We start from the raw sequence: 17456 nt of genomic DNA, 5'->3' as shown, positions 1-17456 counted from the left end.
TTAAAAAGTCCAACCCCTGTTATTTTAACTTTACACACTTTGCGGGATAGTGTCTGTAAAAGATTATAGACGTATAAATACAAATAGCCCAGATTTTATAATTCACAAAATTCTAACTGCCTTACCAATATTATTTGGATGTCCTAATAATTTCTCTTCGAAATATTTTAAATCAACTAATATTCGCTGTGTGGGAAGGTTCTTTAGAAATTCAATAGATTCAAAATGTTTTTTACAATTTTTATATTTATCATTTTCACAAACACATAATTGATTTCTTCCAGGCGTTTTACCAGTTTTGATGCTTCTAAGTACTTTCAAAATTAATTCCGGGTTATTCAAATTCAATTCATTCTTATAAAAACTTTGAACTCCTTCAAATTCGTGAGGATACTCTCCATTTGCATAGTTATTATAAAGCTGTTTAAATACGGTGTTACAGAAAAAAGGATAAATAACATCCCTATAAAATGTACCAATATGTATTCCTCGTTGAGACATTTTTATTAGTTTATGATCAATATCTAAACAACAGAATCCTTCATTATTTATATGCCATTCTTGATTCCTTTCAATAAATTTAGATCGCTCTTTAACCTCGGGAATGGTATACGGATAAGAATATTTATTAATGATTATATCTAAATCAAAAGTCTTGAAATAATTACCTTTCACATCACATACATCAATTTGACCTCTTAAAATGATAATTTTCTTTCTAGGAATATTTACCTTTTTAAATTTGGAATAAATCGATAAAAATGATTTTAAGTCTTTTTGAAGAATATCATTTTTCATTTGAAAAGTAGGGTTTACTCTCTCGAGCAATTGGTTCTAGAAGTTCTTTGTGTTCTAAAGTTTTATCCTGAAATTTCAACACTGGTAAACCAAATCGATCTAAAGCAATAAATCTCTGTCGTTTTAAAAATTTCTCCCAATCAAAATCATATTGGGTATATCGGAATTGCTTTTCAGGAATTTGAAAGATATATCGATCGTTATCGTTCCGTGTTCTTTTGCAAACAGGATTAAAAAGCTCTTCAATTTCGATTTCATCTACCACAAAATCTCCAACTACAACTCCATTACTCTTAGCGTGACTTTGCATTTTAGATGCCAAACTAGTATGTAAACTACACGTTGTAACTTCACTAATTTCACCTATTCCAGATTTGGCCCAAAGAACATCTTCATCCTTTCCAAGATCAATTCCACTTCTTACAAAAATACCTTCAATACCTTTGGATTTAAAATACTCTTTAAGATCATTTTGTATAAAATAGGAATAAACACTAACCATCTGTAGTGCCTGATTAACGGCACTCTTCTTATCTATTTCCTTTCCTCCAAAGTATAAAAACATACCGTCGCCTTGTAGCCGATGAACATACCCATTAAATATTAATGCCGTATGAATTCCGGCTTTCAAAATTGCTTCAACAATAACATGAATAGTTTCCTTATCAAATCTTTTAAAAAGATTTGTACTACCTTTTATATCAATAAAAACAGAAACTATATAGTGTTCCTCTGTTTTTCCATTACTTTTCAATTGTTTAAAACTAGGGTGCAGTCCTAACTTCTGATTAAAATCCAAATCTTTATGAAGTGTGCCGGCCAGCTTGGATAGACTAGGTGCAATTTGATAATCGGAGTAACGAGAATTTAAAGTTATTAGATCATTTATTCGATCTGCTTTCGAAAAAAAATGTTTGGATTCAGATTGGCTGCTTGAATCTTTTTTAACAGCATCTTTAATTAAATTCAGGTAATCTTTATAGATTTCCATAGGTTAAGTATTTTATGATTAATAAAATAAGTGATAGGATGAGTACTAGAGCAAACTGTATAAACAACAAAATTCCTGCAATTTTCAATTTTACAAATTTCGCATTCAAACCTTTTGATAAAATATGAACTTGAGATCGTAAATCTTTTAGGTCATCATCATCATTTCTTTTTTTAGATGAATCCTCAAACTTTTTAAAATCCATTGATCCGATTCCCCCAAAATAATAGAGTGAATTACTATTTTGGGTAAAGAAGGGAATACTAGCTACAATTAGAAAAGATAAGGTACCTACTCCTAAAATACCATTGAACATTAATCCTATTTGAAGCAAAAACTGAAAAATTTTATAACATCCAAGTTCAGGAAATAGATTTAAAATATTTAAAAGTGCAGTTACATTTCCTGCAAGAACAAATGTGGAAATTGCAATGTATACAGCGGTTTTATTATTTACACTATCAAAATAATGATCAAAACGGCCAATAGTATATATAAGACGTTTTTTTTCTGCTATTTGTGCAGGTAACATAAATGTAGGTTTCTGTTATTAAAAATGTTATCGAGGCATAAGACAATAGTAAATTTACAAATACATATTACTTTAAATGCCTGATATTCAAATTTTTATAAACAGGTTGTTAACATGGTAAAATCGATAATTGGTCTTTTAAAACGGTTGAACTACGGTTAGAGATACTAAAAGACAAAAACGTTTTGGGTTTTATAGATAAAATGCAAAAATATCGGTTTATTACAAATAATGAAGTTTACTTAAAAAGTGTAATTTTATATTATAGTAAATAAAAAGGTTAAACTTTTATGTGGTGTCCATACTTCGAAAGTTTTTCAGTGATTAAGAATTAATAAAATGTTTTAGCCTCATCTAAACGAAAGATATGAATAAATACCTTTTCTTTCTTTTTATTATAATCATTACAGGATGTAATCAGAATTCAAAAAAAGAAAGCTTTTCAAAGAATGAAAATAATGAGTTTCAACATATAATTGATAGCGCTGCCGTTCGGCTAATCAATAAACCTTTAATTAATTCTGCTTCCGTAGGAGTAGTTTATAAAAGTGAAAAATATACAGGACATTATGGGGAACTGGAGAAGACAAAGGGAAATCCTCCTACTGATAAGACGATCTATGAGATAGGTTCTTTGAGTAAAGTATTTACAGGAACTCTTGCAGCAAAGGCGGTATTAGAAGAAAAAATAAATCTGGAAGATAATGTGCAGCAATATTTGGAGGAGGATTATCCCAATTTGAACTATGAGAATAAGCCCCTAAAAATCAAACATTTACTTACACATTCAAGTGGTCTACCAAATATTCTTCCCCTCAGCCTAAACCCACTTATGACCAGCGATTTTTTGAAACAAGATTCCCCTTCAAAGATCGATAGCATTTTAAATGATTATGATAAGAAATCCTTTCTACAGGATTTGCATAGTCTTGAGATTGATACAATTCCCGGCCACAATTATTCTTATTCAACAGCAGGAACAGAACTAATTGCTGGAATTTTAGAGAATATATATCAAAAAGAATTCGAAACCTTGCTAGCTGATTTTCTTTCCGTCGAAATAGGAATGGACGAAACAGTGATCGCATTAGATCAGAAAAAGAAGGAAAACCTTGCTGTGGGCTATCACGCAGATCATCCAGAGATCACTTTACCAATGGGAAAGTTACCATGGGGTGCCGGTGGAGGCATAAAATCTACCGTTCCAGATATGCTTAAGTTCATGGAATTCCAGTTGGATAATAATAAGATAGTCAGGGAATCCCATAAAGTGCTAAAAGACTATTCCGATGAAGTGGGAGTAGCTTATTTCTGGGAGGTAGATGCTTCAAATCCTGAGCTGGGAAAATACTATTCACACCACGGAGGCGTTCCGAGATCGCAGTGTTTTCTATTTATTATTCCTAAACACGAACTGGGAATTTTTATAATCACCAACCAAAGTGGAAAAGATACAGCTTCAAAAATGAAAAATGCAATTGATGAAATAATTGATGGGGTAATAAAGTATAATGAACAAAACCTGGCAAGAACAGAGAAAACCAGTCAAGGTGAGATTTAACTGGTTAATGAAAAAGTCATAAAATTTAAATCCAATTTCATGAAACATTTTATTCAAATCAACTTACGTATAGTTGTGATTTTTTCTGCATTAGTAATGCTATTTTCCTGCTCAAAAGAAGATGAAGTACCTGAAACCACCGGGAATCAATTTTATTTCGAATTAGAAAAATCTCAAATAACTTCTAAGGCGGAGGGTCAGGAATTTGTTGTAAGTCTTTCAACAAATCATTCCTGGGAATTAAAGTCAAAACCGGAATGGATTGAAATCAGTCCAGACAATGGCAATTCAGATGTAGATCTAAAAATAAGTGTTTCTCAAAATATTACTTCTAATCCAAGAATAAATGAGGTAAAGTTTGAATCTTTTGGAAGAACTTATTCATTAAAAATTACTCAAAATACAATTCCACTTTCACTGGTTTCATATAGTGGTAGAGAAGGTCCAATAAAAATGGCAGAAAAGAAATATTTAATTTTCAATAAGGCTGTTACTTTAAATTCTATTAGGAGCGGGGACGAATTATATTCTTTTCGAATTGGGGCTGATGACGTTGAATACTTTGAGAATAATCATGGAATTAAGTTTAGTGCTGGACCTGCAAACTTAGGTGGTAAGCACAATTATATTTATTCTGTTTCAGATAGTGAGGGAAATACTTTAGAGGGTTCAGTTGATTTTGAATTCTTTTCGCAAAAAATTATAGTTCCAGGAGAAATTCGTAAAATGATTCAGGATGAGGAACAGAATATTTGGATTTTAACGGTTAAGGTTTGGGAGCAGGGAGAACCAAGTTATATCATTAAGTATTCCGAAAACGAAGGGAAATATGAAGAAGTATTAAGGTTTGAGGTTGGTCTTGACTATACCGATAGCAGCTTTACACAGGCTGACTTTTTTATAAATCCCTATAATAATTACATTTATATTCCAAATTGGGAAGGAGAAGTAGTAGAAGTTTATTCTAAAACCGGTACTTCCATTAAAAAGATTTCTATTCCAGGAGTAGAATCAGATCATCCATCTCATCCCCATTCCAGACCTTATTCCATTGGTTTTAATAATGAAGGTAAAGGTATTATTGCATTAGCTGGCAGGGGTATATCAGGAATAAAATGGCGATTTATAGATAGCTCCAATGATGACGAGATTACAGAACCGAATGAGGCATATCCTTTTTTTGGTCTTCAACAATTTACATTGAATAATGATGGTTCAAAGCTATATGCTATAGAGGATAGGTCTCCAGAAATTAAGGTATTCAATGGAACGGAGGACTTTGATATAATTAGAATTAAAGATTATTACCCTCAAGTAGGTGATGCTGCATCTTTAACTCAAAACAGGCTTAATAATAAACTTTATGTAAATGGATTATATAATCAACAAATTATAACACCGGATTTTTCATATTTAAGTAAACAATCTTTTGCTCAGGCCTATGTAGGTGATTTTTGTTATGATCCTAATCTTTCAAATCATATTTACGCATTAACAAACAATTCTGATGCTTCCTTAAGATTACTGGATTATGATAATCAGCAAACTGTTTTTGACTATCCGGTAATAGATTCATTTAACTGGACAAATGGCAGAGGAATAACTACCACGCCAGATGATAATTACCTTATAATGTATTCTAACGCCTCAGAAAGTAACACATCGACCCAATCAAAAATTATGTTTTTCCGTACCGAAATGTTTAAATAATACTATCTCTTATGCCCACGAATACAAATTATAAATAATAAAAAAATTAACATCAGACGACTTGAAAACCTCACATCGCTTTTTAATTAAAAACGTTTGGAATGAAAATTAATTACCTGGTTATTATTGTTATTCTTTTACTAAGTTCCTGCTCTAACCTTAAATACCTTGAGGCCTTTGACGGCTACCTGGGTCAACCGAAGAAAGTTGAATTTGAAAGCTATAGAATTGTTGGAGAAAATGACCGGCAGATTGAAAAATTAGGTTACCGCATTGTTACCTATTATGATAAAGTAGGAAGGAAAGTAAGAACAGAAGATTATAAATCTGATGGCAGCCCGTCTACAGGGGGCACAGTATATAGTTATGATAAAAAAGGAAACTTGACAAAGATAACCATGTTCAAACTTGACGGCGCGATTAACATTCAGAATAGGTTTAAGTACAATAAACATGGCCAGCGGACCGAGCGCCTTTATACAACTAAAACAGATACCATTAAAACTGTATTTATTTTTGACAGAAAGAATAGAATTGAAGAGATAAAGGGATGGTACCGGGATGGCTCATTTAAGGAATATGCTATTCAGAAGTACGATAGAGACTGGAGAGAACAGGAATTAATAAGTTATGACAGCCTTGGCCATCAAACGAGTCATATAGTGTTTGAGTACAACAAGAATGGGAACCAAGCATCTTCAAAATGGTATAATTCTAATAATGAATTATATAATATTTATGAAAAGAGTTATAATTCTAAAAATGATCCTGTGTGTTTAAAAAAGTTTCACCTCAAGGACGGGGATACTATAAAAATCCGCATAGAGAAAAGTGAATACGACTATGATACATACGGTAACATTAAAGAACACCGTCTTTATACTGAAGGTGATTTAACACTGGTACAAAGGTACAATTTCACCTACTAATCCTTTGCAAAATAGGGATGTTTAGTCATCTGGCCAGGACAATAATTTTAATCTCCGAAATACAAATTAAGTCCAATTATAAATCCTAAATATTACCAATTTTTATTTGATCTCCCTGGCCAGTTTGCATTTCTTCAACGTGTAATCTTATCTGTATTTCTTCATTAGTGGAAGGGGAGCGGTAATAATAATCTATGTACAAAAATTCCTCCTGTTCTTTAGGAAATACAATTGTTATTTTACGTTTACTTCTGTTTTCACAAATTAGTGTAAGTCTGTCCTCTAAAACTTGGGTTCCCTGGATATTTAAAACTTCTATATCCTTGCCTTGGTTTGTTTCGGTTACAATAGTTACATCATTGGGTTCAAAAACGATTCTCCGGTCAACCCTTTTAAAATCTGACCTGTAGATGTTGGGATAAGTTTCAGTAAGAAAAGAGTAATAAACCTCTTGCCCAAAAAAGTTAAAGGGTATCAATAAAAATATTAGGCAAAGCGTTTTCATCATTTTAAAGATATGATATTAAACTGATTAAAGCTGTCACCTCGCATCTTTTGGTTTAACTGAACTTCAAATTCAACCGATTTTAGTAAATTGATATAAAATTCGAACTATGTGTTATAGAACTAAACTCAATGCTAAACTCAGTGATATAGAACGTACTTTAGAAGCGCGATTTATTGAACCCGATGCCTATAAACCACAACAGGAAATCAATGCATTTACATTTTCAAAAACTCCAGTGATTTCAGATGAAAACCAAGGGGAAATCCAAATGTTTAATTGGGGATTAATACCATTTTGGGCCAAAGATGATAAAATCAAAAAAATGACCCTGAATGCTAAAATTGAGACAATATCTGAAAAGCCATCTTTTAGGAATTCAGTGAAAAAACGTTGCTTGATTATTGCTGATGGTTACTATGAATGGCAATGGAAAGATTCCAAAGGTAAAGACAAACAAAAGTATCTAATTACTCCAACAGATCAGGAAATTTTTGCATTCGCAGGAATTTATTCTAACTGGATAAACCCACAAACAAACGAAGCTCTTAATACTTATTCCATTGTAACTACTGAAGCAAATGAGTTGATGTCTGAAATTCATAATAATAAAAAAAGAATGCCGGTGGTATTAAAACAACAGGATCATCAGGCCTGGCTAAATGGTCAGGATCATTCTAATTTTGCATTTCCCTATGAAGTACCATTAATTGCAACGGAAGTAGCTTAATTTTCTTGAAATCGTCTCATTTTAGATTTCGTTTCCAAAAAAATTTTTTTTCAAAAGATTCAGTAGGTAAATATTTTTCTGTTTCCACTTCAAAATATCTCAACCGTCCACTAGCAACTTCCTTACATTTATATCATACATAAGCTTTTTTAACTGTTCGGTAATTTTATCTTTCCAGCTTGTTTTATCTCCGGAATAAATAGAATAACGAATAAATATGTTTTCCACATCGTCCATTATCCAGGTTACTACAAATAAATCGATAAGATCCTTTCTGGATCCAATTCGCTTTCCCGAGAAGAAATAATCAAAAGTATATTCGGCCATATCATCGTTGATAATAGACTTGTCGAAATAATCATTTCTTGAAAATTCCCTTAGTGGAGAGGTATACATAATTGCTGAAAATAGAATTTTGTTCTGCTAAAAAACCTATTACTTCTAAATCCCAAAGATAGGAAAATATCCAAATTTAGGAATAATTCCAATTAAGATATTAAGTATTACTAATGTTTTGTGACACTAGAAGTTAAGATATAATGCATTCCAATGTCCGTTATCAGAAATATTGATCTAAATCCACTGATAAAATACAATTAGATGTGCTTTAGAATTTTACAATAGGGTAAGGGAGTTATTGTATCAATTTAATTTTCTAAGAAAAAGAAAAGGTCTCTTTTTTTAAAAGTAAAATTATTCAGAAAGTTACAATAAGGGATATGAAGGTGTATCTGAGAGCATAATCATAAAAATTTATTTTCAATTGCTACTAAATGGTAATATTGAAAATTTTTTCATCAAATTTTCACGAAAATTCGTCATTCTGTACTTATTCTGTACTAGGTACAAAAATAAAAAGCTTCACATCTCTGTGAAGCCTTATTATTACTGTAGCGAGACCGAGATTTGAACTCGGGACCTCCGGGTTATGAATCCGACGCTCTAACCAACTGAGCTACCTCGCCGTAATTTTATGTAAACTGCCTGTTGGCCTGACTTTACAAGCATTCTTGCTGGTTGTGAATGCGGGTGCAAATATATAAACATTTTGTATTGACGCAAACATTATTTTCTAAAATATTTAATTTGTTTTCTTTTTATCTTTCCAATTAATATCTATATTGCCCGAAACTAATTAAACCTAAAAATGGAAGATAAGATAAAGTACGAAATGGAATTTCCCATTCAGGCTTCTCCTTCATTGTTATACCAATATATATCAACCCCCTCAGGACTAAGTGAATGGTATGCAGATAATGTGAATTCACGAGGCGAATTGTTTACTTTTATTTGGGAAGGAAGTGAAGAGAAAGCCAAATTGGTAAGCAAAAAGAGTGACGAGCGCGTAAAATTTAAGTGGCTTGACGATGAAGACACTCCTTATTTTTTTGAAATAAGAATCCAGGTAGACGAAATTACCAAAGATGTTTCTATAATGATTACCGATTTTGCCGAAGATGAAGATGAAATTGAAGAAGGCAAAATGCTTTGGGAAAATATGATCTCTAACCTTAAACAGGTGTTGGGATCTGCTTAATAATCTTAAGATAAATATTACCTTTGCCCCGTTCTAAAACGGGGCTTTTTTATGATAAATCTAGACGGAAATTTAGTAAAAGATAAGCAAGCATCACTATCGGTAACCAATCGCGGCTTTGCCTATGGTGATGCGGTGTTTGAAACCATTCGTGTAATTAGCGGAAAAATAATGTTTTGGGAAGACCATTACTTTAGGCTTATGGCCTCTATGCGCATTATGCGTATGGAAATTCCTGCTAATTTTTCTCCTGAATTTCTTGAAGAAGAGATTCTTGACCTGGTAAAAGAGAATGGTTTAGATACTACAGCAGCGCGTGTAAAATTTTCGGCTTACCGCAAAGAAGGAGGTTATTATAAACCAGCAACACGGGAAATAGGATTCATTATCACTGCTAAAGAACTTTCTGACGCATTTTATTTACTGAATGAAGACGATTATGAAGTAGAACTTTTTAAAGATCACTATGTAACCAGCGGTTTATTTTCTACTATAAAATCGAATAATCGCGCCATAAATGTCCTGGGAAGTATTTTTGCTTCAGAAAATGGCTATGAAAACTGTTTTTTGATCAATGAAAAAAAGAATGTGGTTGAAGCCTTAAATGGTAATTTATTCCTTGTAAAAGGAGATAAAATAAAAACGCCACCACTTACCGATGGTGCTTTAAATGGAATTACCCGAAAGAAATTACTGGAAATTATTAAAACCCTTCCCGATATAACTTTAGAAGAAACTTCAATTTCTCCTTTTGAACTTCAAAAAGCTGATGAGTTGTTTATAACTAATGTAATTACAGGAATCCAGCCGGTAACAAAATATCGTAAAAAGAAGTTTGGAAATAAAGTCGCTAAAGACCTGCTTTCAAAATTAAATGTAAAAGCAAGACTGGGCTAGTTATAACTGGGGTTTTCTGGTGCGTTAGACCATAAAATATATTCCCCGCCAAGTTGCATCATTTTATCTTTCCAAAAAGAATGGTAAGGACGTTCTATAATGTCTTTAGGATTTTCGTTGGTAGTTACAATCCAGGCGTGTGAACTTAATTCTTCATCTAACTGATTGGCATCCCAACCCGAATATCCTAAAAAGAACCGTATCTCTTTTTCACTAATTAAATTTTGATTAATTAGTTCTGTAACCACATCAAAATTACCGCCCCAGTAAATGCCATTGGCAATTTCTACACTTTGGGGAATAAGATCTGGTATTTTATGAATAAAGTAAAGATTGTCCTGTTCTACCGGGCCACCGTTGTAGATTTTAAAATTAGAAGAAAGGTCAGGTACAAGGTCTTTTAAAGTAAAATCTAATGCCTTATTAAGTATAAAACCTACAGAACCCGCTTCAGAATGATCGGCAAGCAAAACCACAGAGCGGTTAAATGCCACATCTCCAATTATTGAAGGTTCTGCTACCAATAGATGGCCTTTGGTTGGTTTTAAAGCGATCATTTGAGCATGTTTTTATCTAATCTACTATTAATTTGAAAAAAAATCAAATTAAAACTTAAATTATTTTCATTAAAAAAGCCTCTCATAAGAGAGGCTTTCAATGTTTTACTAATATAAATTATTAGTTTACAGCTTTTTGTAAATCTGCACCGGCCTTAAATTTCACTACATTTTTAGCAGCAATTTTAATGGTTTTTCCGGTTTGTGGGTTTCTTCCTTCACGGGCAGCTCTTTTAGAAACTGACCAAGATCCAAATCCTACTAAAGAAACACGATCTCCTTTTTTAAGAGACTTTTCTACGTTTTCCAGGAAAGATTCTAAGGCTTTTTTTGCTGCTGCTTTTGAGATTCCAGCGTTTTCAGCCATTGCATCAATTAAATCTGTTTTGTTCATAATTTGAATTTTAAATAAATTGTTGGTTAAACATTCTGTTAAATTGCTTTACAAATTTATATGGAATTCTCGGCCGTGCAAGTAATATCAAGGGAAATGCAGGATATTGTTAATAAGTCGGCCATTTTGTTAATAAACAAGTATAAATTTAGTTGATTTTTATCCGTTTCAGTAACCATAAGGCCTTAGCGGAATTTTGACCCTTCCGTAAAATCATATCCGTTTAAAAGTGATTTCACATCCATTTTTCGCTTTCCGGGAAGTTGTAATTCTTCAATTATAAGGTAACCGCCCTCTACTGCTACCTTCAGCTTTTTATCTTCAACCAGAATACGGCCATTTTCTAAGGAATGACTGGCAGCTTCTTTTTTGCAATGATAGATCTTTACTTTTTCTTCTTTATTATCGTTAAACAAAATAGACCATGCGGCCGGGTAAGGGTTTAAGCCCCGAATTAAGTTATAAATTTGATCTAAAGAATCGTCCCAATTAATTTTTGTGTTCTCCCTGTTTAATTTTGGGGCGTCTTTTAATAGTTCATCAAAAGGTTGTGGAGTGGGAGTGAGGTTGCCATTTTCTATAAGTTCAAGTGTTTCTACCACCAAACCCGAGCCAAGTTCCATTAATTTATCGTGCAATTCACCAACACTTTCTTCGGGAGCAATATCAATTTCCTTCTGAAGTATCATCGCACCGGTATCAATCTTTTCATCAAGAAAAAATGTTGAAACCCCGGTTTTTGTTTCATTATTAATTATAGCCCAGTTTATAGGAGCGGCACCACGATATTGAGGCAGGAGGGAAGCATGAAGATTGAAGGTTCCAAATTTAGGCAAATCCCAAACAACTTTTGGTAACATTCTAAAAGCCACAACTACCTGTACATTTGGTTCAAGAGCTTTTAATTCTTCAATAAAAGTTTGATCTTTTAAATTAGTAGGTTGCAAAACCTTTAAACCTTTGCTCACCGCAAATTTTTTCACCGGACTTTCCTGTAATTTTCTTCCTCTTCCAGCGGGTTTATCGGGGGCTGTTATTACGCCAACTACATTATAATTGGCGTTTAATATACTTTCCAGGCTGGCCACAGCAAAATCTGGCGTGCCCATAAATACTATTTTTAATGATCTCATCATCTATTTATTTGGTAAACATTCCCGTTTTTTCGAGAAATTAATTCTTTGTCTATTAATAATCGTAAAACTTCTAAAACCTGATCTTCGGGATAATTAATGGCCTCGGTGAGCTGCCGCGAAGAAGCGTTAGAGGTTTTTAAAATGTTTATTATTTCTTTATAAATCGCATTTTTAAGCTCTCTGGTTAAAGGCGCAGCTTGTTTTTGGCAAACCGAACAAATTCCGCAGTTTTCTACTTTTTTCTCTCCAAAATATGCGAGTAATTGCTTGCTTCGGCAAATCTTCTCATTCTCCAGATAAGCCAAAACCGAATCTATTTTTTCTTTTTTAGACTGGTTATGTTGCTTTATATATGGCGCCAACGGAAAAATAACTAAATCGTCTTCCCGTGGAACCAAAAATAAAACGGTTGCATCGTGTTCAGCAAAAACGTATTCCAGCACCTGGTCTTTTTCCAGCTCCTGAAGAAATTTTAGCGCTTTGTCTTGCTCTATATTAGATTTTTTACAAATAGAAGCCAGGTCTATCGTGGTTTTATTCTCCAGGATTCCACCGTAGGTTCTTAAAAGCGCTTTTACAAAACTTTCGTATTTCTGATTTTGCTCTAAATAATACTGAAGTTGTTTTCCAGAAATGATAAAATGAATACTGGTTCTTTTGTGAAATTCCTTTGATAGTTTTAGAACGCTGCATCTATCTAAAAGCTGAAGCACCTCGTAAGTTTTAGAAAATGGAAGTTCGTATTGAGCACAAAATTTAGAAAAACTAAAATTATGTTCGGTTTCCTCTCCTTCGCCGTAGGCTATCCTGAAATAGGTATTAAGCTTTTTATAAACCAGTTTTACATCTTCTAATTGTGGCAAATTAGCGAGAAACTGATTTTTTAAAACCGGGATGTCGCTCTTATTAGTTAAAATTGTAGCATCTGCTTTTGCTCCATCTCTCCCTGCGCGTCCGGCTTCCTGGAAATAGCTTTCTAAAGATTCTGGTAAATTTAAATGAATTACCTGTCTAACATCTGGCTTATCTATTCCCATCCCAAAAGCAGTGGTAGCCACCATAATATGATGCTTATTCTCTAGCCAGCTGGTAAGCTTTTTTGTTTTTTCTTTAGGTTGTAATCCCCCGTGGAAGGCATCAGCTTTGTAGCCTTTTTTGATCAATAAATCAGCTATTTCCAGACTGGCTTTTCGGCTTCGAACATATATTATCGCAGCCTCATTTTTATTATTCAGGAGTTGAAATAATCTATAATATTTATCTTCAGCTATTAAAACATTATAGGCAAGATTTGAACGATAAAAAGAATCTTTTAAAACTTCAATATCTTCCAGTTCCAATTCTTTTACAATGTCTTTCACCACCGCCGGGGTTGCTGTTGCAGTAAGTGCAATGAAAGGTATTTCTGGTTTTAAATCTTTGAAGAGTGAAATATTTCTATATGCGGGTCTAAAATCGTGACCCCATTGCGAAATACAATGTGCTTCATCTACTGCAATAAGGTTAACATTCATCAACTTAATGCGTTCCTGTACCAGGTCTTGTTGCAGTCTTTCAGGAGAAAGATAGAGAAATTTATAATTTCCGTAAATACAATTATCAAGCGCTGCATCCAGGTCGCGGTAAGCCATTCCGCCGGTTAATGCCATTGCTTTTATTCCTTTTTGCTGAAGCGCATTTACCTGGTCTTCCATTAATGCAACTAATGGAGAAATTACAATACATATTCCGTCTTTAATTAATGCAGGTACCTGGAAGCAAAGTGACTTCCCGCCTCCTGTTGGCATTAGCGCCAGCACATTTTTTTTCTCCAGGAGTTTTTCTATAACAGGTTCCTGTAGCGGCCTGAAGGACGAGTGTCCCCAGTATTTTTTTAATATGTAATGTGCATCCTGCAAATAGCTTATTCAATTTTATTTAAAATGAACTGAATTCTTTCAATAATAGAGGTTTTAGGAACTTCAATAGGGGTATAACCGTAAGTTTTATAGGTTTCAAAAAGATACTTAGAGATTAAGCTAGCTTCTTTAAAAGACTCGTAACGCTCGTTATCGCTTTGGTAAATTTCTTCCCAGGGCGGTAAAAAGAATATTTTATCGTAAGAATATTCTTTACAGGTATTGGTAAAATAAGTAGAATATTCGGTTTTAAAATAATCCATATAAGCCAATACATCTGGGAGGCCACGGTCTATAAAAATGGTTGAAGCCGGTAGCATATCGGCCTCACGATGCTGAATTTTTCGACCTTCCAGTAATTTTTCACTAAAAAGCACAGGTTTTTCAAGAAATAATTGGTCTATACCCTGTTTTTGGGCTTCTAAAGTTACCTGCCTGGAAATTTCATGAAGACATTCGTGTCCATGTTTTTCCAACTGGCGTATTATAGAAGATTTTCCGGTACCGGGGCCACCGGTAATTACTATTTTCTGTTTTTTCACGCTGCAAATTTCGACATTTGAAATTGATTATAAAAATGTATGCAATCCATGTATCTTTGCAGCCTAAAATTAAGTTAGAAAATTATGAGTGGAGCGAAAGATCAGGAAGAGTTTTATAACAAGTTAAGAGCGCAATTACAGGATACATCTCTTTGGCCATCTGAATATTTATATAAATTTATAGTTCCTGCAAAGTCCAATCAGGTGAAAATTATTGAGGAGATCTTCAATAATATGGGAGCTGTGATTACTACCAGGAAGTCTAAAAAAGGAACTTATATAAGTACATCGGTAAATGTGCGAATGAAGAATCCCGATGCTGTAATTGAAAAATACAAAGAAGTGGCAGAAAAAGTTGAGGGTGTTATCTCTCTTTAATCCTTTCAAAAGGGGGTAATTAACAAAAAAGCTGACCGCAGATTGTAAAAAATTATTTTCCGAATTACCTTTCTAAAAACTGTAGATTTTTTAATTTTTCAAAAATTTTATCTATCCCGATAATATTTAGTATTTTGCAGCGATTAACTTCTACAGTAAATTACCTCTGGGGGAAGCCTATGAGGCATTAAAGGGAAGATTTTTTTGATTTTGAGCCTGGCCTCAAAGTATTTAAGTCTCGATTATCGAGTAAAGTATCATCTTATAAATTTCAATTTTGACACACGCATTAGAATATAACTCCGAAAGGAGACACTTGATTATTCCCGAATACGGGAGACATCTTCAAAAAATGGTAGAAGAAGCCATTGAAATTGAAGATGATAAAGAACGAAACCAGGTAGCAAAGTCTATTATTGCCGTAATGGGTAATATGCAACCGCATCTTCGCGATGTACCCGATTTTCAACATAAACTATGGGATCAATTATTTATAATTAGTGATTTTAAGCTTGATGTAGAATCACCTTTTCCTAAACCAACCCGGGAAATGCTGGAAGAGCGTCCTGAAATGTTGGGTTATCCGCAGAATTTTCCAAAATATCGTTTCTACGGAAATAATATTAACCGAATGATTAATGAGGTTAAAGATTGGGAAGAAGGTCCTTTAAAAGAAGGTTTGGTTTTGACGATAGCCAACCATATGAAAAAATCTTACCTTAATTGGAATCGTGATACTGTAGAAGATGAGATAATTTTTGAGCATCTTCGGGAACTTAGCGGCGGGAAAATTAATTTAAAAAACGCCGATGAAGATCTTAGTGATGCTTCAAGCCTTATTAGAAATAAGAAGAAGCACACCGGTAAAAACAATAATCCTAAAAAATCCAACCGCAAAGGTGGAGGTGGCCGCAAGCGCTACTAAATAATATTTTACTTTCATGGGAACTTTCCAAATTGAAGGCGGGCAGCAACTTAGTGGCGAAATTCAGCCCCAGGGAGCCAAAAACGAAGCCCTGCAAATTCTATGTGCCGTATTATTAACTTCAGAAGAAGTTGTGATTAATAATATTCCAGATATCCTGGATGTGAATAAATTAATTCAGCTTCTTGAAAATCTTGGAGTAAAGATTAAAAAACTTGGAAAAGGAAGTTATTCTTTTAAAAGTGATGATCTGGATCTAGATTATTTAAGCAGTGACCAGTTTAAAAAAGACGGTAGTGGTTTGCGAGGATCAATTATGATCGTGGGACCATTACTGGCAAGATTCGGTAAGGGATTTGTACCAAAACCAGGCGGAGATAAAATTGGTAGAAGAAGACTGGATACGCATTTTGAAGGTTTTATTAAACTGGGTGCTAAATTTAGATACAATAAAGAAGAACGTTTTTACGGCGTAGAAGCTCCAAATGGATTGAAAGGCAGTTATATGCTTTTGGAAGAAGCTTCGGTAACCGGTACGGCAAATATTGTAATGGCAGCTGTTCTTGCTGAAGGAACTACTACAATTTATAACGCCGCTTGCGAACCTTATTTACAGCAACTTTGCAATATGCTGAATTCCATGGGCGCAAAAATTAGTGGCGTAGGTTCTAACCTTTTAACTATTGAAGGTGTGGATTCCCTAAAAGGTTGCGAGCATAGAATTCTTCCAGATATGGTTGAAATCGGTTCCTGGATTGGTATGGCGGCGATGACCAAGAGTGAACTTACCATTAAAAATGTAAACTGGGACATGTTGGGGATTATTCCAACAACTTTTAGAAAATTAGGAATTACCATAGAACGCAAAGGAGACGATATTTTTATTCCTGCGCACACCAATGGCTACGAAGTTCAAAGTTTTATAGATGGTTCTATAATGAATATTAGCGATGCTCCCTGGCCAGGTTTTACTCCAGATTTATTGAGTATTATTCTGGTGGTTGCTACCCAGGCTCGCGGAAGTGTACTTATTCACCAAAAAATGTTTGAAAGTAGATTATTCTTTGTAGATAAACTGATAGATATGGGAGCGAAGATTATTCTTTGTGATCCGCACCGGGCTACGGTAATTGGGCACGATTTCCAGTCGCAGTTAAAAGCTACCACAATGACTTCTCCAGATATTAGGGCCGGAATTTCCTTATTAATTGCTGCACTTTCAGCAAAAGGAACTTCTACCATACACAATATTGAACAAATAGACAGAGGTTACGAAAATATAGATGAACGTCTTAAAGCACTTGGCGCTAAAATAGAGCGCGTAGCTTAAAGCTTTTGCAAAGAAAAACCCTGGATTCTGAAATAAATTCAGGATGACTAATAAATAAAAAATCCAGATGATTAATTCATCTGGATTTTTTTGTTAGAATTTTTCT

General features: G+C 33.8%; 19 protein-coding genes and 1 tRNA gene. 9 read left to right on the top strand and 11 right to left on the bottom strand.

All coding sequences use genetic code 11. The features are described from left to right. Positions 1–102 precede the first annotated feature (102 nt). Genes AACZ30_RS01075 through AACZ30_RS01065 form a run of 3 tightly spaced genes read right to left on the bottom strand, consistent with a single transcriptional unit; the run spans position 103 to position 2321 of the window. The gene (locus AACZ30_RS01075) at positions 103–798 is read right to left on the bottom strand and encodes a hypothetical protein (protein ID WP_339646965.1); all 696 of its coding nucleotides are present in this window, start codon (positions 796–798) and stop codon (positions 103–105) included. Further along, positions 788–1789: a hypothetical protein gene (locus AACZ30_RS01070; RefSeq protein WP_339646962.1), complete on the bottom strand. Its 1002-nt coding sequence runs from the start codon at positions 1787–1789 to the stop codon at positions 788–790. The genes AACZ30_RS01075 and AACZ30_RS01070 overlap by 11 nt, the downstream gene beginning before the upstream one ends. Next, the gene (locus AACZ30_RS01065) at positions 1776–2321 is read right to left on the bottom strand and encodes a Pycsar system effector family protein (RefSeq protein ID WP_339646960.1); all 546 of its coding nucleotides are present in this window, start codon (positions 2319–2321) and stop codon (positions 1776–1778) included. Before AACZ30_RS01065 ends, AACZ30_RS01070 begins: the two co-directional genes overlap by 14 nt. A 367-nt stretch (positions 2322–2688) precedes the next feature. Here AACZ30_RS01065 and AACZ30_RS01060 point away from each other — a divergent pair, with 367 nt between their 5' ends. From AACZ30_RS01060 to AACZ30_RS01050, 3 genes are all read left to right on the top strand, one after another. Further along, positions 2689–3882: a serine hydrolase domain-containing protein gene (locus AACZ30_RS01060; RefSeq protein WP_339646957.1), complete on the top strand. Its 1194-nt coding sequence runs from the start codon at positions 2689–2691 to the stop codon at positions 3880–3882. 39 nt (positions 3883–3921) lie between these two features. Then, complete coding sequence (locus AACZ30_RS01055; protein WP_339646954.1) at positions 3922–5592, top strand: BACON domain-containing protein; 1671 nt, start codon at positions 3922–3924, stop codon at positions 5590–5592. 101 nt (positions 5593–5693) lie between these two features. Next, on the top strand, positions 5694–6521 hold the full coding sequence (locus AACZ30_RS01050) for a hypothetical protein (protein WP_339646951.1): 828 nt from the start codon (positions 5694–5696) through the stop codon (positions 6519–6521). Between the two features lie 85 nt (positions 6522–6606). Here AACZ30_RS01050 and AACZ30_RS01045 read toward each other — a convergent pair whose 3' ends face one another. Beyond that, positions 6607–7029, bottom strand: a complete 423-nt coding sequence (locus AACZ30_RS01045; RefSeq protein WP_339646948.1) for a hypothetical protein — start codon at positions 7027–7029, stop codon at positions 6607–6609. Positions 7030–7135: 106 nt separating this feature from the next. Between AACZ30_RS01045 and AACZ30_RS01040 the strand changes: the two genes are divergently transcribed. Next, the gene (locus AACZ30_RS01040) at positions 7136–7756 is read left to right on the top strand and encodes an SOS response-associated peptidase (protein ID WP_339646945.1); all 621 of its coding nucleotides are present in this window, start codon (positions 7136–7138) and stop codon (positions 7754–7756) included. 99 nt (positions 7757–7855) lie between these two features. Here the strand turns inward: AACZ30_RS01040 and AACZ30_RS01035 are convergent, their stop codons facing one another. Both AACZ30_RS01035 and AACZ30_RS01030 read right to left on the bottom strand, forming a co-directional pair. Continuing rightward, positions 7856–8152 (bottom strand): hypothetical protein, encoded by a 297-nt coding sequence (locus tag AACZ30_RS01035; protein WP_339646942.1) that lies wholly within the window; start codon positions 8150–8152, stop codon positions 7856–7858. A 495-nt stretch (positions 8153–8647) separates the two neighbouring features. Beyond that, positions 8648–8721: transfer RNA gene (locus AACZ30_RS01030), tRNA-Met, on the bottom strand. A 182-nt stretch (positions 8722–8903) separates the two neighbouring features. Between AACZ30_RS01030 and AACZ30_RS01025 the strand changes: the two genes are divergently transcribed. Together AACZ30_RS01025 and AACZ30_RS01020 are read left to right on the top strand one after the other, a co-directional pair. Continuing rightward, positions 8904–9293 carry an START-like domain-containing protein gene (locus AACZ30_RS01025; RefSeq protein ID WP_075327023.1) on the top strand — a complete coding sequence of 130 codons (390 nt, stop codon included), beginning with the start codon at positions 8904–8906 and terminating at the stop codon, positions 9291–9293. Positions 9294–9344: 51 nt separating this feature from the next. Then, complete coding sequence (locus AACZ30_RS01020) at positions 9345–10190, top strand: aminotransferase class IV (protein ID WP_339646939.1); 846 nt, start codon at positions 9345–9347, stop codon at positions 10188–10190. Here the strand turns inward: AACZ30_RS01020 and AACZ30_RS01015 are convergent. The 5 genes from AACZ30_RS01015 to AACZ30_RS00995 all read right to left on the bottom strand — a co-directional run bounded on the left by AACZ30_RS01015 (position 10187) and on the right by AACZ30_RS00995 (position 14717). Then, positions 10187–10747 (bottom strand): YqgE/AlgH family protein, encoded by a 561-nt coding sequence (locus AACZ30_RS01015; protein WP_208225735.1) that lies wholly within the window; start codon positions 10745–10747, stop codon positions 10187–10189. The two genes, AACZ30_RS01020 and AACZ30_RS01015, sit on opposite strands and share 4 nt — an antisense overlap. Before the next feature lie 121 nt (positions 10748–10868). After that, the gene (locus AACZ30_RS01010; protein ID WP_006990442.1) at positions 10869–11141 is read right to left on the bottom strand and encodes an HU family DNA-binding protein; all 273 of its coding nucleotides are present in this window, start codon (positions 11139–11141) and stop codon (positions 10869–10871) included. Between the two features lie 185 nt (positions 11142–11326). Beyond that, a complete protein-coding gene (gene fmt / locus AACZ30_RS01005) occupies positions 11327–12274 on the bottom strand; it encodes a methionyl-tRNA formyltransferase (protein ID WP_339646971.1) in 948 nt (315 codons plus the stop codon). Beyond that, positions 12274–14175, bottom strand: a complete 1902-nt coding sequence (locus AACZ30_RS01000; protein ID WP_339646895.1) for a RecQ family ATP-dependent DNA helicase — start codon at positions 14173–14175, stop codon at positions 12274–12276. The genes fmt and AACZ30_RS01000 overlap by 1 nt, the downstream gene beginning before the upstream one ends. 5 nt (positions 14176–14180) lie before the next feature. Then, entirely contained in the window at positions 14181–14717 is a 537-nt protein-coding gene (locus AACZ30_RS00995; protein ID WP_339646892.1) for an ATP-binding protein, read from the bottom strand. Positions 14718–14801: 84 nt separating this feature from the next. Between AACZ30_RS00995 and AACZ30_RS00990 the strand changes: the two genes are divergently transcribed. From AACZ30_RS00990 to murA, 3 genes are all read left to right on the top strand, one after another. Continuing rightward, positions 14802–15095, top strand: coding sequence for a DUF493 family protein (locus tag AACZ30_RS00990; protein WP_075327017.1), 294 nt, complete (start codon positions 14802–14804; stop codon positions 15093–15095). A gap of 277 nt (positions 15096–15372) precedes the next feature. Next, entirely contained in the window at positions 15373–16020 is a 648-nt protein-coding gene (locus tag AACZ30_RS00985) for a DUF4290 domain-containing protein (protein ID WP_075327016.1), read from the top strand. Positions 16021–16036: 16 nt separating this feature from the next. Next, entirely contained in the window at positions 16037–17350 is a 1314-nt protein-coding gene (gene murA, locus AACZ30_RS00980; RefSeq protein ID WP_339646885.1) for a UDP-N-acetylglucosamine 1-carboxyvinyltransferase, read from the top strand. Positions 17351–17456 lie beyond the last annotated feature (106 nt).

The sequence above is a fragment of the uncultured Salegentibacter sp. genome (assembly GCF_963972535.1).
Lineage (GTDB): Bacteria > Bacteroidota > Bacteroidia > Flavobacteriales > Flavobacteriaceae > Salegentibacter.
This window is presented reverse-complemented; position numbering and strand designations above follow the sequence as displayed.

Coding starts and splice junctions, on each gene's coding strand:
- fmt (WP_339646971.1), bottom strand. CDS start 12,274: ATGAGATCATTAAAAATAGTATTTATGGGCACGCCAGATTTTGCTGTG.
- AACZ30_RS01010 (WP_006990442.1), bottom strand. CDS start 11,141: ATGAACAAAACAGATTTAATTGATGCAATGGCTGAAAACGCTGGAATC.
- AACZ30_RS01065 (WP_339646960.1), bottom strand. CDS start 2,321: ATGTTACCTGCACAAATAGCAGAAAAAAAACGTCTTATATATACTATT.
- AACZ30_RS01050 (WP_339646951.1), top strand. CDS start 5,694: ATGAAAATTAATTACCTGGTTATTATTGTTATTCTTTTACTAAGTTCC.
- AACZ30_RS01015 (WP_208225735.1), bottom strand. CDS start 10,747: ATGATCGCTTTAAAACCAACCAAAGGCCATCTATTGGTAGCAGAACCT.
- AACZ30_RS00990 (WP_075327017.1), top strand. CDS start 14,802: ATGAGTGGAGCGAAAGATCAGGAAGAGTTTTATAACAAGTTAAGAGCG.
- AACZ30_RS01060 (WP_339646957.1), top strand. CDS start 2,689: ATGAATAAATACCTTTTCTTTCTTTTTATTATAATCATTACAGGATGT.
- AACZ30_RS01070 (WP_339646962.1), bottom strand. CDS start 1,789: ATGGAAATCTATAAAGATTACCTGAATTTAATTAAAGATGCTGTTAAA.
- AACZ30_RS01040 (WP_339646945.1), top strand. CDS start 7,136: ATGTGTTATAGAACTAAACTCAATGCTAAACTCAGTGATATAGAACGT.
- AACZ30_RS01075 (WP_339646965.1), bottom strand. CDS start 798: ATGAAAAATGATATTCTTCAAAAAGACTTAAAATCATTTTTATCGATT.
- AACZ30_RS01055 (WP_339646954.1), top strand. CDS start 3,922: ATGAAACATTTTATTCAAATCAACTTACGTATAGTTGTGATTTTTTCT.
- AACZ30_RS01045 (WP_339646948.1), bottom strand. CDS start 7,029: ATGATGAAAACGCTTTGCCTAATATTTTTATTGATACCCTTTAACTTT.
- AACZ30_RS01025 (WP_075327023.1), top strand. CDS start 8,904: ATGGAAGATAAGATAAAGTACGAAATGGAATTTCCCATTCAGGCTTCT.
- murA (WP_339646885.1), top strand. CDS start 16,037: ATGGGAACTTTCCAAATTGAAGGCGGGCAGCAACTTAGTGGCGAAATT.
- AACZ30_RS01020 (WP_339646939.1), top strand. CDS start 9,345: ATGATAAATCTAGACGGAAATTTAGTAAAAGATAAGCAAGCATCACTA.
- AACZ30_RS01035 (WP_339646942.1), bottom strand. CDS start 8,152: ATGTATACCTCTCCACTAAGGGAATTTTCAAGAAATGATTATTTCGAC.